Annotated in this window: 13 protein-coding genes; 12 read left to right on the top strand and 1 reads right to left on the bottom strand. The window is 56.9% G+C overall.

The features are described from left to right. The first annotated feature begins 50 nt into the window (after nucleotides 1-50). From PEL01S_RS01435 to PEL01S_RS01380, 12 genes are all read left to right on the top strand, one after another. Nucleotides 51-929, top strand: a complete 879-nt coding sequence (locus PEL01S_RS01435) for a carbohydrate ABC transporter permease (protein ID WP_127458984.1) — start codon at nucleotides 51-53, stop codon at nucleotides 927-929. Between the two features lie 12 nt (nucleotides 930-941). Next, on the top strand, nucleotides 942-1,772 hold the full coding sequence (locus tag PEL01S_RS01430; RefSeq protein ID WP_127458983.1) for a carbohydrate ABC transporter permease: 831 nt from the start codon (nucleotides 942-944) through the stop codon (nucleotides 1,770-1,772). Nucleotides 1,773-1,820: 48 nt separating this feature from the next. Then, entirely contained in the window at nucleotides 1,821-3,608 is a 1,788-nt protein-coding gene (locus tag PEL01S_RS01425) for a sensor histidine kinase (RefSeq protein ID WP_127458982.1), read from the top strand. After that, nucleotides 3,601-5,196, top strand: coding sequence for a response regulator (locus PEL01S_RS01420; RefSeq protein WP_127458981.1), 1,596 nt, complete (start codon nucleotides 3,601-3,603; stop codon nucleotides 5,194-5,196). Before PEL01S_RS01425 ends, PEL01S_RS01420 begins: the two co-directional genes overlap by 8 nt. A 137-nt stretch (nucleotides 5,197-5,333) precedes the next feature. Then, nucleotides 5,334-6,119, top strand: a complete 786-nt coding sequence (locus PEL01S_RS01415) for an SDR family NAD(P)-dependent oxidoreductase (protein WP_204343517.1) — start codon at nucleotides 5,334-5,336, stop codon at nucleotides 6,117-6,119. Nucleotides 6,120-6,137: 18 nt separating this feature from the next. Beyond that, the gene (locus PEL01S_RS01410) at nucleotides 6,138-6,920 is read left to right on the top strand and encodes an enoyl-CoA hydratase/isomerase family protein (protein ID WP_063182089.1); all 783 of its coding nucleotides are present in this window, start codon (nucleotides 6,138-6,140) and stop codon (nucleotides 6,918-6,920) included. 78 nt (nucleotides 6,921-6,998) lie between these two features. Continuing rightward, on the top strand, nucleotides 6,999-7,976 hold the full coding sequence (locus tag PEL01S_RS01405; RefSeq protein WP_163767906.1) for an aldose 1-epimerase: 978 nt from the start codon (nucleotides 6,999-7,001) through the stop codon (nucleotides 7,974-7,976). Nucleotides 7,977-7,997: 21 nt separating this feature from the next. Continuing rightward, a complete protein-coding gene (locus PEL01S_RS01400; RefSeq protein ID WP_127458979.1) occupies nucleotides 7,998-9,185 on the top strand; it encodes a CaiB/BaiF CoA transferase family protein in 1,188 nt (395 codons plus the stop codon). A gap of 17 nt (nucleotides 9,186-9,202) precedes the next feature. After that, a complete protein-coding gene (locus PEL01S_RS01395; protein ID WP_127458978.1) occupies nucleotides 9,203-10,369 on the top strand; it encodes an extracellular solute-binding protein in 1,167 nt (388 codons plus the stop codon). Between the two features lie 174 nt (nucleotides 10,370-10,543). Then, nucleotides 10,544-11,143, top strand: a complete 600-nt coding sequence (locus tag PEL01S_RS01390) for a TetR/AcrR family transcriptional regulator (RefSeq protein WP_063182095.1) — start codon at nucleotides 10,544-10,546, stop codon at nucleotides 11,141-11,143. Continuing rightward, complete coding sequence (locus PEL01S_RS01385; RefSeq protein ID WP_063182098.1) at nucleotides 11,140-14,253, top strand: efflux RND transporter permease subunit; 3,114 nt, start codon at nucleotides 11,140-11,142, stop codon at nucleotides 14,251-14,253. The genes PEL01S_RS01390 and PEL01S_RS01385 overlap by 4 nt, the downstream gene beginning before the upstream one ends. A gap of 87 nt (nucleotides 14,254-14,340) precedes the next feature. Further along, complete coding sequence (locus PEL01S_RS01380; protein WP_010496127.1) at nucleotides 14,341-14,760, top strand: hypothetical protein; 420 nt, start codon at nucleotides 14,341-14,343, stop codon at nucleotides 14,758-14,760. Nucleotides 14,761-14,814: 54 nt separating this feature from the next. Here the strand turns inward: PEL01S_RS01380 and serS are convergent, their stop codons facing one another. Beyond that, nucleotides 14,815-16,104 (bottom strand): serine--tRNA ligase, encoded by a 1,290-nt coding sequence (serS, locus tag PEL01S_RS01375; protein ID WP_127458977.1) that lies wholly within the window; start codon nucleotides 16,102-16,104, stop codon nucleotides 14,815-14,817. Nucleotides 16,105-16,391: the final 287 nt, after the last annotated feature.

The following is a 16,391-nucleotide window of genomic DNA, read 5'->3' as shown; positions in this document are numbered from 1 at the left end:
GGGATTCGGGCATTCACGGTGCTTCCCTTTTCTTACTCGGGAGGAGAATCATGAGAACGCAATCCACTTTATGGGGATACGCCTTAACCGGTCCAGCCATCCTATTACTGCTGGTCCTGTTGTTTATTCCGCTCGCCTATACGTTCCAATTATCGCTGATGGATACCGATCTTTCGCACGGCCAGCCCCAATTTATCGGGCTGTCAGGCTACATCGCGTCGTGGACGGATGGAGAGCTGTGGAATGTAACGAAGCATTCCGTCGTATGGACGGTCTGTGTCGCCGCATTTCAAGTCCTGATCGGCCTCGTGGCGGCGGTGCTGCTGAACAAAGCTTTTCCGCTTCGCGGGCTTGTCCGCTCGCTTGTGCTGCTGCCCTGGGTGCTTCCAGGCGTCGTGGCCGCGCTTACGTGGAGGCTGATCTACGATGCCCAATTCGGCTTCATGAATTCGCTGATCGCCAAGCTGGGCTTCGGGCCGACGGCTATCGACTGGCTCGGAACGCCGGAGCTGGCGATGTGGGCGGTGATTTTCGCAGCCATATGGAAAGGGTTCCCTTTCCCGATGCTGATGCTGCTGGCCGCGCTGCAAAGCGTTCCCCAGGATCAGTATGAGGCGGCCCGGATCGACGGCGCGGGAAGATTTCAGCAATTTCTGTACGTGACGATTCCATCGATCTCCGGCGTGCTTAAGACCGTCGTGCTGCTCGTTTTTATCTGGACGTTCAATTATTTCGAGATGATCTATGTATTGACCGGCGGCGGGCCGATCCGTTCGACGCATATCGCGCCTACGTATATTTATGAACTGAGCTTTCGCAATTTCAACTTCGGCGAAGCTTCCCGCATCGCCGTCATCGGCTTCCTGTTCGTTCTGCTGATCAGCCTCGCCCTTATCAGGCAAATGAACAAGAACGAATCGAGATCATAGGAGGAATGCAGAATGACCAAACGGATCGCTTACGGGGCAGGATACGCGATTGCGATAGCGCTGCTGTTATTTTTCGTGTTGTTTCCGTTTATGCAGATGCTGTCGACGTCGCTCAAGCCGACTGACGAAATGTTTACCGTGCCGGCCACTTGGATTCCCGAGCACTTTACCTTCGACAACTTCAAGGCGGCGCTAAATTACGGGAATTTTATTACGTATTTCTTGAACAGTTTGGCCGTCTCGGTCATCACGTGCGTACTGGTCATTGTGATCTCCGTGCTAGCGGCCTACGGCTTCACCAGGCTGGAATTCCCGGGCCGAAAGCTGCTGCTGAATGTGATTCTGGTCAGCCAGATGTTCTGCATCAGCGCGATTGTCGTTCCGCTCTACAAGCTTGTCGGCAGTCTGCACCTGCTCAACTCGTACGCCGGGCTTGTGCTGGCTTATCTGGCGTTCACGGTGCCGGTCGCGATCTGGCTGCTGCGCAGCTTCCTGCTCGGCATTCCGCTCGATATGGAAGAGGCCGCGATGATGGAAGGGGCTTCGCGGATCAAAGCCTTTTTCCATGTCATCGTGCCGCTGCTCAGGCCGGGCATAGGCGCTACGGCGGCATACGTATTTCTGATGACGTGGCAGGAATTTCTGTTCGCTCTCGTCTTCATGACGAAGCAGGAGTTCCGTACGCTGCCGGTCGGCATCATGGATTTCAAAGGGCAGTACGAGACGAATTGGGGGACGATGATGGCGGCCTCCTTGCTGATTTCCATTCCGGTGTTCGTGCTGTTCCTGTTTATTCAACGGCAGTTGGTGGCCGGATTGACGGAAGGAGCGACGAAAGGGTAAAACGAAGGAAAGGGAAGTGTGAGGGACTACTAGCGAGGGGGCGGCTTCATGATCTTTCACAGTTTGCGTTTCAGGCTCATCGTATACTTCCTGATCCTTATCGTTTTGCCGTTGATGATCGTTTCTTACTTCACCTTCCGCAGCGCAACCGCTCTGATTGAAGACAAGGTCGGCGAAACGGTTTCGACGAGCTTGTCGCTGGTCGAAAAAAGCATTGAGAGCGTACTGGAGCAGTCCCGCTATGCCGCGACTCCTTTTCTGGTGGACAGCGCCCGCCGGGACTGGCTGCAGCGAACGATTCGGATTGACGATTACGACGATCTCTCCAACGTCATGCAAATGCTGAAGGATCTCAGCTCCATCCGAACGGCCGGACATTCGGTGTACTCCATCAGTCTGTACAATCCGGTGAACCGGCTGCTGCTGACCTCGGAGAAAAATATTTTTATGTACCCGAGCGAAGAGGTTGGACATATGGAACAGGTGATCGGCGACAGACCGCAAGGCTGGTATGTGGACAAATGGCCGGCATCGACCTATGTTACTTCACCGGTCCGCTATTTGACGTATCCGATTCCGCTGGAGCCGTCCGCAACGGGCGGCTCGACCCTCTTTATTCATGTGAACGAAAACACGATTGCCGAATATTTAAAACAGGTCAACAGGAACGATAAAGGCCTTCAAACGCTGGTGCTGACAGGGGACGGTCGCAGCCTTATTCAAGCGTCGGAGGAAGGACAGGGGCTGTTTCCGGTCGATTTCGGCGAGCGGCCGGCGGCGTTGGAGCATTTGGACCGCATCGTCAACGAGCGCGAAGGGCGTTTCGCCGCGACGCTGGCGGGCAAGCCGCATTTGGTCGTGTTTCATACGTCGGATTCGACGGGGTTCAAGTATGTCACCTTCGTGCCGCGGGAAGATTGGATGAAGGAAATCGTGCTGCTGCGCAACGAGATTTTACTGGTAGGAGGGATCGCGGTAGCGGCCGGTCTGCTGATTGCCTATGGCTTTATGAGGAGCATCTATAATCCGATGTTCCGGCTGCTCAAGGCGATGCGGCTGTCCTCCGGCCATGCCGATTTCACGTATCAGATTAACGAGAAGCGCAAGGACGAGTTCGGCATTTTGTTCGAAGGCTTCAACATCATGATTCGCAACATTCAGCAGCTGGTCAAAAATTTATACCAGGAAAAGCTGCTCAAGCAGGAGTTCGAGCTGAAGCTGATGCAGTCCCGGATGAATCCGCATTTTTTGTACAATACGCTCAATTCGATCTACTCCATCGCGAAGCTGTACGGCGTCCGGGAAGTGACGGAGATGGCTTATGCGCTGTCCCATTTTTTCCGGCACAGCTTGAAGGGCGACGATTGGATTACCGTCCAGGAAATGATCGAGCATCTCGACTATTATTTGCAGATTCAAAAAATTCGTTACCGCGACAAGTTCGACGTGACGATCGACGTGGAGGACGAGCTTATGGAGCAGAAGGTGCTCAAGCTGCTGCTTCAGCCGCTCGTCGAAAATGCGATCATTCATGGGCTGGAAATGAAAGACGCGAAGGGCCATATCGGTATCACCGGGTATCGCCTCGAAGACAAAATGGTGTTTGCGATCAGCGACGACGGCCTCGGCATGAACGAGGAGCGGCTGAAACAGATTCGCCGGCAGCTGTCTGCCGGAGGAGCGTCGACGGAATATTTTGCGCTCAGCAATGTGAATCAGCGGATCAGACATTATTACGGCGAAGCCTACGGTTTGGCCTTGTACAGCCAGAAAGGGAAAGGGACGACCGTCGAGGTCGTGCTGCCTTGGACGTCAGGAGGGGACGCGGATGTATAGCTTGCTTATCGCCGAAGACGAAGGCTGGATGCGCGAAGTGCTTACGAAATCGACGCATTGGGAAGAATGCGGCATTACGCGCATTTTCGAAGCCGCGAACGGGGCGGAAGCGCTGGAGCTGATCCGCAAGGAGAAGATCGACTTTTTGCTGACAGACATCCGCATGCCGGTCATGGACGGCTTGACGCTGCTCGCCAAGGTGAAGGAATGCGCGCCCGATATCGAAACCGTGATGCTGACCGGATTCGACGATTTCGACTATGTGCGGACCGCTATGCGGCTCGGAGCATACGACTATCTGCTTAAGCCTGTGCATGACGACGAGCTGATGCAGCTGTTCCTGAAGCTGTCCCGCGCGCGCAGCGAGCGGCAGGCGGCCCGGTACCGCGCGGCGATGGAGCAGTCCATGCTGAAGCAGGGCCTGCGCGCGCTTCGCGAGCAGTTTTTGGCGAACTGGCTTATGGGCCGGACGACGGACCCGGGAATCATCCGCCAGAAGTGCAAGGAGCTTGAGTTGGATATTTCCGGCATTGCGGACAGCTACGTCGTCATCCTGATGGAGGTCGACCAGCTGTATTTGCTGCAGGAACGCTACAAGCAGCGGGAGGTCGAGCTGCTGCAGTTTGGTATCCGGAACATCGCGGAGGAATATTTGAAGAATAGCGGACGCCCGTTCCTGCTGTTCGCCGCGGCCGACCGAACCGTCGTCTGGTGCAGGGCGGAAGCGAGCGGGGATGAGCTGGACGAGCTGCTTCATTCGATCCGCAGCAGCATCCGCAGCTTCCTCAAGGTGACCGTGACGGTTGGCATCAGCGAGCGCCATCAAACAGAGAACGACGTGTTCGCGGCCAGTATGGAAGCGTTGAAATCGCTCAAGATGAAAATGTATCACGGCGTCGACCAGGCTTATTTTTTCCGGCAGGTGCATGACGAAGAAGACCGGCAGTTGTTTCAGCGCGAGCTTCAACAGCGGCTGCTGCACTGCGTGGTGGCAGGAAACGAGGAGGAGCTGTATGCGCTGCTCGACGGCTTGTTCGGGGAAATCCGCCGCAAGAAAATACCGGTGCGCCAGGTGGAGCATGTTCTTCTCCTATTGATTCAGATGGCTTTCGAGTCCATAGACGACGGAAACTCCGAGGACACGCTGCTCGGGAGTACGAAGGAGGAGTGGCTCGCCAAGGTGTCCGCGTACGATACGATCGACGAGGTTCAATCGTGCGTTACGAGCGTGCTGCGGCTGGCGGCTCAAGCGGCGGGAAGCCGCAAGACGAAGAAAAGCAAGCTGATTCGCGATATGTTGGCGTACCTGGAGGAGCATTACCGGGAGGACATCTCGCTGCAGACGCTGGCGGAGCGTTTTTATGTCAATCCTTCGTATTTGAGCAGGCTGTTCAAGGATGAGGTCGGGCAAATTTTTACGAAATACTTGATGCAGCTGCGGATCGATAAAGCAAAGCAACTGTTAAAAAGCACGCATCTGAAGGTGTACGAGATCAGCGAAGCGGTTGGCTACGGGGACGTCAAATATTTCAACAAAATATTCAAGGATTTAACCGGATTGACGCCGGCCGAGTACCGGAACCTGTAGAAGTCCGCAAGGTGGTCAGAAGAGTGGAAGAAAAGTAAAAGCAGCCCCGTTATGCCGTCCGCGGAAATTCGTTATGCTTAACCTGTCAGCCGCGGGCGGCTGCCACGTATCCATTGACGGAAAGGAAGCGGTTGCAATTGGCGCAAGCGGTACGTTTCGATTATAGCGGCCAGACGGTGGTCGTCACCGGGGGGTCGATGGGGATCGGCGAGGCTGCGGTACGCAGGTTCGCGGAAGCGGGAGCGGCGGTCGTCATCGCCGATCTGGCGGAAGAGAAAGGAAAAGCTCTGGAAAACCGGCTTGTGGCGGAAGGGCTGGAAGCGAGGTTCGTACAGGCGGATGTCGGGGTGGACGCCGATATGCGCGACCTGATGAAGGCGGCTTATACATGGAAAGGCCGCCTTGATGCGGTATACAACAATGCCGGGGTGGCGGTTCCCGGGGCAGTCGCCGAGCTGAGCGAGGAGGACTGGCAGCGGGTTATCAATGTTAATCTTGGCGGAGTCTTTCGCGGCTGCAAGCATGCGTTGCCGTATATGCTGGAGCAGGGCAGAGGGACAATTGTCAACTGCGCTTCGACGCAGGCGATCAACGGCTTCCTCGGCTGGGCCGGCTATGCGGCTTCGAAAGGCGGCATCGTGGCCATGACGAGGCAAATGGCTGTCGAATATGCGCCCCGGGGCATTCGGATCAATGCGGTCGCGCCGGGCACAATCATGACGCCGATGAACGAGAAGATTTTCGAAGAAATGGACGATCCGCAGGCGCTCATCGACACGTGGAACCGGGCTCACCCGATCGGCCGGTTCGGCCGCCCGGAGGAAGTCGCCGATCTTGTGCTGTTCCTGTGCAGCGACGGAGCCTCGTTCATTACCGGGCAAACGTTCGTGGCGGACGGCGGGCAAACGAGCCGTGGCGAGTAGAGCGGAGGGGGAGTCAGGATGCATTCATATACGTATTTGCAAGTAGCGGAGCAGGAGCGCGTCTTCACCGTCACGATCCGGCGGGAAGAGAAGCTGAATGCGATGAACCGCGAAATGATGGCGGAGCTGACGGATTGCTTCGGCTGGCTTCACAGGCAGGATCAGGCGCGTGCGGTCGTTCTGACCGGCACGGGCAAAGCGTTCATGGCGGGAGCGGACATCGAAGGGTATCACGGCTTTGATATGGCGCAGTTTTTCGCTTTTCAGGATCAGGGGCGGGAGATGTACCGGTCCATTGAAACCTGTGGCAAGCCCGTGATTGCTGCGGTGAACGGATATGCGCTCGGCGGCGGCTTCGAACTGGCGCTGGCTTGCGATCTTATCGTCGCTTCGGAGAAAGCGAAGTTCGGCTTGCCGGAAGTCAAGCTGGGGCTTGTGCCCGGAGGCGGCGGCATTCAGAAGATCGCCCGGGCGGTTGGGCCCTATGCCGCCAAGGAGCTGACGATGACGGGCCGGTTCGTCACCGCGGCCGAGGGCCGGATCATGCAGTTTGTCCATCAGGTGACGGAGCCGGAAGCTCTGCTGGAGACGGCGCTTAAGCTTGCTCAGGATATTGCCGCTCAAGCGCCGCTTGCCGTACAGGCGCTAAAGAAGCTGATCAACGAAGGCCGCGACGCCAGTCTGGAGACGGCGCAGGCGTATGACCGCGCCTACCTCGCGAGCCTGTTTCACAGCGAGGATGCGAAAGAGGGCATCGCTGCGTTCGTAGCGAAGCGGCCGCCGCAATTCCGGGGACGGTAGCGGTGAATCCGCAAGGCGTCTTCCGCATACGGATGCCGGGATTTGAAGCAAGAGCAAGGAAAAGGGGGGAGGGCGCCCGTGCGGTATAGAGTCAGCAGCGAATGGCGCGGTGGCTGGGAGCACGTTATTTTGTACGATGATTGGACCGGCAGCGAAGCCGTTATTATTCCCGGGATCGGCTGCAATCTGATTCGCTGCCGTCTGGAAGAATATGAGACGATCGAGGGGCCGCCCCATTTGTCCATGCTGGCCGAGTACTCGGCCGAATACGGCGTACCGCTCTTGTGGCCGCCGAGCCGCATTGCCGGGGGAACCTTTACTTTTCGGGGCCGCCGCTATACGTTCCCGCAGCACGAGGGAGGGCATCACCTTCACGGAGACATCCGCCGTTTGTCTTGGGAGGTCGTATCGCAGTCCGCGGCGGAGACGGAAGGCGCTTGGATGACGGCTGTGCTTCGCGTCACCGATCATCCCGAATGGTATGCTTATTATCCGCATGAGGTGGCTCTGCGCCTTACCTACCGGCTGAAGGAAGGACGCATCTCGGCCGTGCTGGATGCGGTTAACGAAGGAAGGGACGAAGCGCCTTACGGCTTCGGCATTCACCCGTATTTTACTCTAGCCGGCGATGCGCTGGAGGAAACCGAGGTTACCGTGCCGGCCGAGTTCCAATATGATACGAGCGAGCTTGTCGGTATCGAGCGGGTTCCTGAGCGGACGGAGCTTTGCCGTCAATTGGACGGAGGATTGGCGGTATCCGCGCTTCCGGCGGAGCTGGATCACGTGCTGCTGCGCTTGGCTTCCGGCAAACGGGAGTGCCGTCTGACGCGGAAACGTTCGGGCATTCGCATCATGTTCGGCTTCAGTGAAAACTTGGCTCACGCGGTCGTCTTCGTGCCGGAATGGGCGCATGCGGTTTCGTTGGAGCCGTGGAGCAGTATTACCGACGCTTTCAATTCACCGCTGCCCGCCGAGTGGAGCGGACGATCCGGCTTGGAAGGCGGTCGGGCCGTCCGATTCGAATGGCAGTGGCGTGTGGAGCGACTCGGGCAATGAATAGACAGGGGGAGAGGAAACATGGACAAGGCGCTAGCCGGAATAAAAGTATTGGATTTCACCCATTTGCTGCAAGGGCCGTTCGCCACGCAAATGCTCGGCGACCTTGGAGCCGATGTCGTCAAAATTGAACGGAAAGGCTTGGGGGACAGCTACAGAGCCTGGACGTTTCTGAACTACTGGATCGGCGGGACGGAGTCGCCCTGCTATTTGGCCTTCAACCGGAACAAACGCTCCTTGGCGCTCGATCTGAAGACGTCCGAGGCGAAGAAGATCATCTACCAGTTGGCAGAAACGTGCGATATTGTCGTAGAAAACTTCCGTCCCGGCGTCATGGAGAAGCTGGGCTTCGGCTACGAGGATTTCAAGAAGATCAATCCTCGGATCATTTACTGCTCCAGCACGGGTTATGGACAGGACGGACCGTATGCGAAGCGCCCGGGTCAGGATCTGATGATTCAATCGCTCAGCGGACTGACGACGCTAACCGGCACCAAGGATGCGCCGCCGACGCCGCTCGGAACGGGCATTGCCGATCAGCTCGGGGCGTATAACATCGTATACGGCCTGCTCTCGTCGCTCTACTACCGGGAGAAGACCGGCAAAGGGCAGAAGCTGGAGATCAACCTGCTGCAATGCCTGTTGACGCATCAGCTTCAGGAATACGCCGTCACGCTCAACTCGGGCAAGCTATTCGAGCGGCCCCAGTCGGGTATTGCGCATCCCGGTCAATCCGCGCCGTTCGGCATCTACAAGACGGCGGACGGCTATATTTGCATCTCGGTGAATCCGATTCCGGTGCTGGCCGAGGTGCTCGGGGACGACGGGCTTCGTTCGTATGACGATCCGAAGACGCTGTATGACAAACGGGACGAGGTGTTCTTCCGCATTCAGGAGAGCACGGTGAAGCAGGCGACGGCTTACTGGCTTGAGCGCATGCTTGAGCGGGACATGTGGGTGTCGGAAGTGAAAAATCATTTGGAGGCGGAGAACGATCTGCAAGCGGCGCATTTGGGCGCATTCACCTCTTACGAGCATCCGACGGCCGGTACGGTGCGGACGGTGAACGTGCCGGTGAAGTTCAGCGAGACGCCCGGAGATATCGTCCGTCATCCTCCGATGATCGGCGAGCATAACGAAGAAATATTGCGCGAGCTCGGCTACTCGGGATCGGAGATCGAAGTCATGAAGGGCATCGGGGTTATATAGAAACCGGAGGAAGAAGCATGACAACGTTAAAAGGCATGACGTGGAACCATGTCAGGGGCTTCGCCCCGCTGGAGGCGGCCGCTGCCGAATTCCGGGAGCGGCATCCCGGGATCGATATCCGGTGGGATCGCCGTTCGCTGAAAGATTTCGGCGATTACCCTGTCCATCTATTGGTGCGTGAATACGACATCATCATGATCGATCATCCGCATGTCGGTATTTGCTCGGAGCAGCATGTTCTGGTACCGCTGGACCGGCACATCCCCGAAGCCTATTTACGGGACCAGAAAGCAAATTCGGTTGGTCCGAGTCATCAAAGCTACCATTGGGCCGGCCATCAATGGGCGTTGGCGGCGGACGCTGCCGCGCAGGTGGCGGCCTACCGGGCCGATCTGCTTCACGAACGGGACGTGCCCCGTTCTTGGAACGAGGTATCGGAGCTAGCCCAATCGCTGCCGCCCGGCCGGAAGGTCGGCTGGCCGCTTTGTCCGACGGATGCGATGTGCAGCTTTCTGACGCTGTGTGCCGGCATCGGCGGTCCATCGTTTTTCGACGAAGCGGAAGGGGTGCGGCCGCATGTCGGTGAAGCTGCCGTTCGCCAACTGCTTAAGCTGCTGCCGCTGCTGCACGAAGCTTCGCTGGAGTCCAACCCGATCCAAATGTACGATCGGATGGCGTCGCAAGACGACATTGTCTACGTGCCTTTAGCCTTCGGCTATTCCAATTATGCCAGGGCAGGCTTCGCGGACTGGCTGCTTCGGTTTGCGGATATCCCGGGCGTGGATGGGGAACCGCGAGGCAGTCTGCTTGGCGGCGTCGGGATCGCGGTGTCTGCTTTCTCCGCCCATATTTCCCTTGCCGTGGAATTTGCGATGTTTGCAGCGAGCGGCGAGGTGCAGCGGACGCTATATGCAGGGTGCGGAGGACAGCCGGGGCACGCATCGACGTGGCGCGATGACGACGTGAACCGCAAGTGCAACGGGTTCTTCGCGGACACGATGCGGACGCTGGAGCTCAGCTATATGCGCCCGAGAAACCGGGCCTTTCCGGCCTTTCAGGAGCAAGGGGGAATATTGCTGCACGAAGCGCTCCGGGCAAGCCTCGGAGGCGAAACGATTCGTCCGGACGATGTCATCGACCGGATGAACGCGAGCTACCGTAGCATCGCGGGGGCTTTTTCGTAAGATCGCAGGGACTGCTGAATCACAGCGGTCCCTTTTCTTTTGAAGACCGGTGAAAAACTGCCGATCAAGGGATTGAAAGCCGTGGCAATCCATGGTACGATACCAAATGACTGACGAATCAGTCATAATGTTGGGGCCTCCATGAGGAGGGTCCTAGGGGAGGAGAATTCGCCGTTGGCCGTAGAGAAGAGAGACAAAATCGTCGAGTCGGCGCTGAAGCTTTTTGAGCAAAAAGGGTATCACAGCACTAAAGTGTCGGACATTGTGAAGGATGCCGGCATGGCGCAGGGCACGTTTTATCTTTATTTTAAAAGCAAGGAAGACTTGTTCCGCAGCGTGGCGGAGGAGTGCTTGAAGGAAATCGTTGTCGCGCTCGAACCGGAATCGCTGGACCCTCGCGAATTGCACAACGACAAGATGCATGACCGTTTGATCCGGCAAACGCTGACCATTTATTACCAGAACCGAACCATACTTAACATTTTGAAGCGGCATGGCGCCGCCTCTCCGGAAATAGCGGATATCTCGAAGCAGTTTTACGGCAATGTTTGCGAGGTAGTCAAGGGTATGTTCAAGCACTTCAACGTTTATCCCGGGTATACGGAGGAGCAGTTGGAAATGACCGCTTATGCGGAAATCGGGATGCTGGAGATGGTCGCTTACCAGTGGTTCATTGAAAAAGGAAACGGTCTGGAAAAGCTTGATCCGCTTGCCGAGGTGCTCGTCGGGATCAATGTCAACTGCGTACCGGAAACGGATGTGAGCGGAGAATGATTGCGAAGCTGCTGAAATACCGCAAGGTGACGCTATTGTTTTTCGTGATGGCGGTCGTGCTCGGGGTGTTCAATATTTTCACCTTGAAGCAGAGGGAGAATCCCGAGATTGAGATCACGTACGCGTTGGTGAAAACCGTCTATCCGGGGGCATCGCCGGAGAAAGTAGAGCAGTTCGTCACCCGTCCGCTAGAGGATAAAATTAAGGAAATTAGCGGAATCAAGGTTCTCAGCTCCACTTCGGCTGCCAACGTGTCGGTCATTCAAGTCGAGCTGAAGTCGGATACGGATATCCGCAGGGCATGGGATTCGCTGCGCCAGAAGGTGCAGTCTGCACAAGGAGACTTGCCAGCAGACGCACACCAGCCGGAAGTGAACGATGACTTAAGCAAAATTGCGGCGCAAATTTTGCATTTTGTCGTGGATACGCCGGAGGAGCTGGAGTCGCTGCGGACGACGATGGACTTCTGGAAAAAGCAGCTTGCAACCGTCCCCGGCGTAAGCAACGTCGAGGTCGTCGGACTGCCCGAGCAGGAAGTGGCGATTACGCTTGATACCGACAAGCTCGATACGCTCAGGCTGCCATGGGGAATCGTGGCGCAATCGCTGAAAAGCAAGCATGACCGGGTGCCGCTCGGTACGGTGGATAAGGGCGCCAAGCAGTATTACGTCAATATGGGCGGGGAATGGAAATCCGCTGAAGATATCGCGAACACGGAGCTTCTGGGTCTGCCCCCGGGCAGTGCACTGAAGATCAAGGACGTCGCCGATGTCAAGCTGCGGCCGAAGAAAAAAGAAGTATCCATCTTACATAACGGAAAGCCTGTCCTCGACCTGGTCATCAATGCGGAGAAAGGCACGGATGTCCCGTCGCTGCAAAAGCGCATCGACAAGAAGGTCGCGGAGCTGGAGCCGAAGCTGCCGGCTAATGTGAGGATCGAGTCGCTGTTTACGCAAAAGGAAAGTCTCGACCATCTGTTCAACGAGCTGGGCAGAGAGCTGCTGATGGGGATTATTTCGGTTATCGTCGTCTGCTCTCTCGGACTGACGTTCGGCACCTCGCTGATCGTGGCCTTGGCCATTCCGGTGTCCATTACGATCGGTTTTATTCCCGTCGAAACGATGGGGATCGATTTGAATCAGATTACGATCGTTGCGCTCGTCATCGTGCTCGGAATACTGGTTGATGACGCCATCGTCGTCAACGATAATATCCAGCGCCGCCTGCAGCTAGGTGACGATCCCGCCACAGCCTCGCTGGAGGGAAGCCGCGATGTTGCCATTTCGATCCTGACGGCAACGATTGCGACGGCTGCCGCGTTTTTACCGCTCTTTTTCCTGCAGGGCAACATCGGGAGCTTCATTCGCCCGCTTCCTGTCGTCATTTCGTTATCGCTTGCGGCTTCCATGGCGATGTCGTTGACCATTGTTCCGATTTTCCGCCAATGGGTGGGCGAGCGGAGGCTTCGCCGCAAAGGCAACACCGCCGAACCTACCAAAGGTGCCGGAAGCGAACGGACGGAAACTCCGGGTCTGCTCGGCAGGCCGATCGCAAGGCTGAGCGCCTTTTACGGTAAGCAGATTCACCGCTTCTTGCGGCGTCCGCTGCTGACCGGGCTCGCTGCGCTGCTGCTGGGCACCTCCGCTTTCGGGTTGATGCCGCTGCTTGGGGTGCAGTATTTCCCGCCGGCGGAGAAGGAAGAGATGCTCATCGACTTCAAGCTTCCGTCCGGACGTCAGTTTGCCGAAACGGAGTTTACGATCCGCAAAGCTGCGGCATGGATGGAAGAGCAGCCGGGCGTGCGTTTTGTCTCGGCTTATGCCGGGCGGACGGCTCCGCATTTTTACTACTCGGAAGCGGATCAGACGGGCATCTCGATCGGGCAGCTGTTCGTTAAGGTCGATGTGAAGCAGCTCAATACGAAAGCCGCCGTCGTACAGTGGCGGGAGCAGCTGAAGGCGATGTTCCCCTCCGATGTGGAGATTACACCGCGCGAGCTGGAGCAAGGACCGCCTGTCGGCGCGCCGATCGCCCTGCGCATCAGCGGCAGCGAACTGTCGGAGCTTCGCCAGATTTCGGCGGACATTCAAGGGATGCTGAAAGAAATCCCGGGTACGATCAGCGTAAGCGACGATGTCGGAGAGGTTATGAACACCTATGAGGTGGAACCGAACCCGGCGAAGCTGAGTCTATTCGGCGTGAATGAGAAGGATCTTTCCACGACGCTCAGAATTGCAACCGAAGGGCTGGAAGTGTCAGAGATGCAGAAAGGCGAAGATCTGATCGACGTGACTTTGTACGCCAAGCTGCGTTCCGCCGACCCGGTGGAGACGATGAAGAAAATGTACGTCTCGACGCAAAAAGGCGGCACGGTCGCGATGCGCGAGCTGGGAGATATCCGCACGAGCCAAATGATCAAGTCGATTCATCACCGCGACCAGACCCGGACGATTACCGTGCGCAGCTATACGCAGGACCGGCTGGCGGACGATATTGTGAAGGATCTGCAGGCCAAGCTGGGAAGCTACAATGTTCCTGCAGGCTACTCGATTCAGTTCGGCGGCGAAAACGAGGAGCGTAACGAAGCGTTCGCCTCGATCGGAAAGCTGTCGGTCATCGTTATTTTGCTGATTTACATTATTATGGTCATGCAGTTTTACTCGCTGTCGATTCCGCTGCTCATTCTCTCGACCGTCTATTTGGCGGCAGGCGGCGCGATCATCGGGCTGTTCCTTTCGGGTTCGCCGATCGGCTTCATGGCGCTCATGGGACTCGTCAGCTTGGCGGGCATCGTGGTGCGGAACGGGATCATTCTGATCGAATTTATCGAGCAGGCGCGCGAACGCGGACTGCCTTTGTACGAAGCGGTAGCAGAAGCGGGGAAAGCGCGGCTCCGGCCGATTCTGCTGACGACGGCCACGGCGATCGGCGGCTTGCTGCCGATGACGATTATGGGCGGGAATCTATGGCGCCCGATGGGAATTACGATTATTTCCGGCCTGCTGTATTCGACCATGCTGACGCTGATCGTCGTTCCGTCGCTGTTTGTCATTTTACAGAAGTGGCGCGACAAACGCTCGGCGAAAGCGGGTAAAGCGGTCCATCCGTAAGCCTGGGTTGCATTTGCTTAGGAAGCTCATAGTCTTGTATACTAGGGGAGAGAGAAAACGAGGTTGAATAGGGAGGGTCCCGGGATTATGCAGCAAGTGTTTTTGTATTTACATGTGCTCGGCGCCATATTGATGGGTTTTTATCTCATGCTGCCGTTTTTGGCGATGCGGGTGGAGGCACTGCAATCGGGAACGGCGCAGTTCGGTTTCTTGAATGTGTTGTTTGCCGCCAACCGTGCGGGGCAGCTGGCGCTTGTGATCACATTTTTGTCGGGCGGGTATATGGTCAGTAAGGCGCACTATTCGGTGCTTTGGATGGTGCTGGCGGTCGTGCTGTTCCTTGCCATCGGGGCGTTGACAGGCATTCTCGGCAGCAAAATGCGCAAGGCGCTGCAAGATTCGGCGGGCGGTAACATCAAGGCTCACATCGGCTCCATCAAGTCGCTTAGCGTGATCAACGGCATCATCTTCTTTCTTGTCGTGACGCTGATGAAGTTCCCATTTTAGTTCAGGTTAGAGTGAAAAAGGCCGGAGTAACGCCAACAACTCCGGCCTTTTTTGTTATTCTTCAGACGGAGGGAGCAGCCGCTCCAAGCCGTTCATGTACGGGCGCAGCGCCGCCGGAATGCGGATCGAGCCGTCCTCGGCCTGGTGGTTTTCCAGCAGCGGGATTAGGATTCTCGGCGAAGCGACGGCCGTATTGTTGAGCGTATGGCAGTAGCGCAGCTTGCCGCCCGAATCGCGATACCGGATGTTCGAACGGCGCGCCTGGAAGTCGAGCAGATGGGACGACGAATGGGTTTCGCCGTAGGCTTGGCGGCTCGGCATCCAAGTCTCGATGTCGTACTGTTTATATGTTTTTTGCGACATATCGCCGGTACAGACGGCCATCACCCGGTAGGGCAGCTCCAGAAGCTGCAAAAGCTCTTCCGCGTTGCTCGTAATAGCATCCAGCAGCGGCTCGGAACGTTCAAGCTCGGCTTCGCACACGATAACCTGCTCTACTTTGGAAAATTGATGCACGCGGTATAAGCCGTGCACGTCCTTACCAGCCGAGCCGACCTCGCTTCGAAAACACGACGAGACAGCAGCAAGCATGAGCGGTTCGCGGACGTCGACCACTTCATGGCTGTAATACGAAACAAGTGGCACCTCCGAAGTGCCGACCAGCCACTTGTCCTCATCCGCGATCCGGAACACCTGGTCTTGGCCCAAAGGGAAGTAGCCCGTATGGGTCAAGGCATCCGAGCGTACGAGCAGCGGAACCTCCATGAGCGTAAAGCCCCGGCTTAGCAGCATATCCACCGCAAGCTGTTGTACGGCGCGGTGCAGCAGCGCTCCGGGGCCTCGCAGGAAGTAGTTCCGGGTTCCGGCCGTCTTGACTCCACGAGGGATGTCGATCATCCGGTGAAGCTCGCCAAGGGCTACGTGGTCTTTGGGCTCAAAAGCAAACGCGGGCGGCGTCCCGTTACGCCGAATTTCAATATTGTCCGCATCCGAACGTCCGACAGGCGTGTCGGGAGATACGACATTGGGGATGCACAGCATCAGTTGATCGAATTGCCGCTGCGCCTCGGCCAGCTGAGGTTCGGTCTCCGCCAAGCGGCTTCCCAACTCTTTCACGTTACGTTTCAACGGCTCAGCTTCTTTATGGCCTCCCGTACGAACGAGTGTGCCGATCTCCTCCGATAGCTTGTTTCGGGCATGTCGCAGCTTCTCGATTTCTTGAAGCAGATTTCGCTTTTTCTCGTCCCAGGCGAGCAGCTCGGCGACGGAAACGGCGATTCCTTTTTGATCGGCGACCGTTTGTACCCTTTCGTGATTTTGGCGAATCCAGTGAATGTCCAGCATTGTAGTACCGCTCCTTTTTTTGGAAAATGACAAAAAGCGCCCTCTATCCTTTTGGGACGAGGAGCGCTTGTCTCGCGGTGCCACCCAACTTGACCGGACAGCATGGCGGTCCGATCCGCTTTGGTTCCGCGTTAACGGGCGGGTCCGGTTCACTTGAGGGACGGTATCGGTCCCTTTAACGAGAACGCCTCCGAGTTGGATGCTCTTCATAGGCAAATGGTCGGTCATTCAATTTGTTGTAGTATAGCTTATTCGGGCAAAGGATTCAAGTGCAGGGCAGCGAGGCG

This window comes from Paenibacillus elgii NBRC 100335 (assembly GCF_004000865.1).
GTDB lineage: Bacteria > Bacillota > Bacilli > Paenibacillales > NBRC-103111 > Paenibacillus_G > Paenibacillus_G elgii.
Note: the sequence above shows the minus strand (reverse complement) of the source record. Positions and strands in the feature narration are given on the sequence as shown.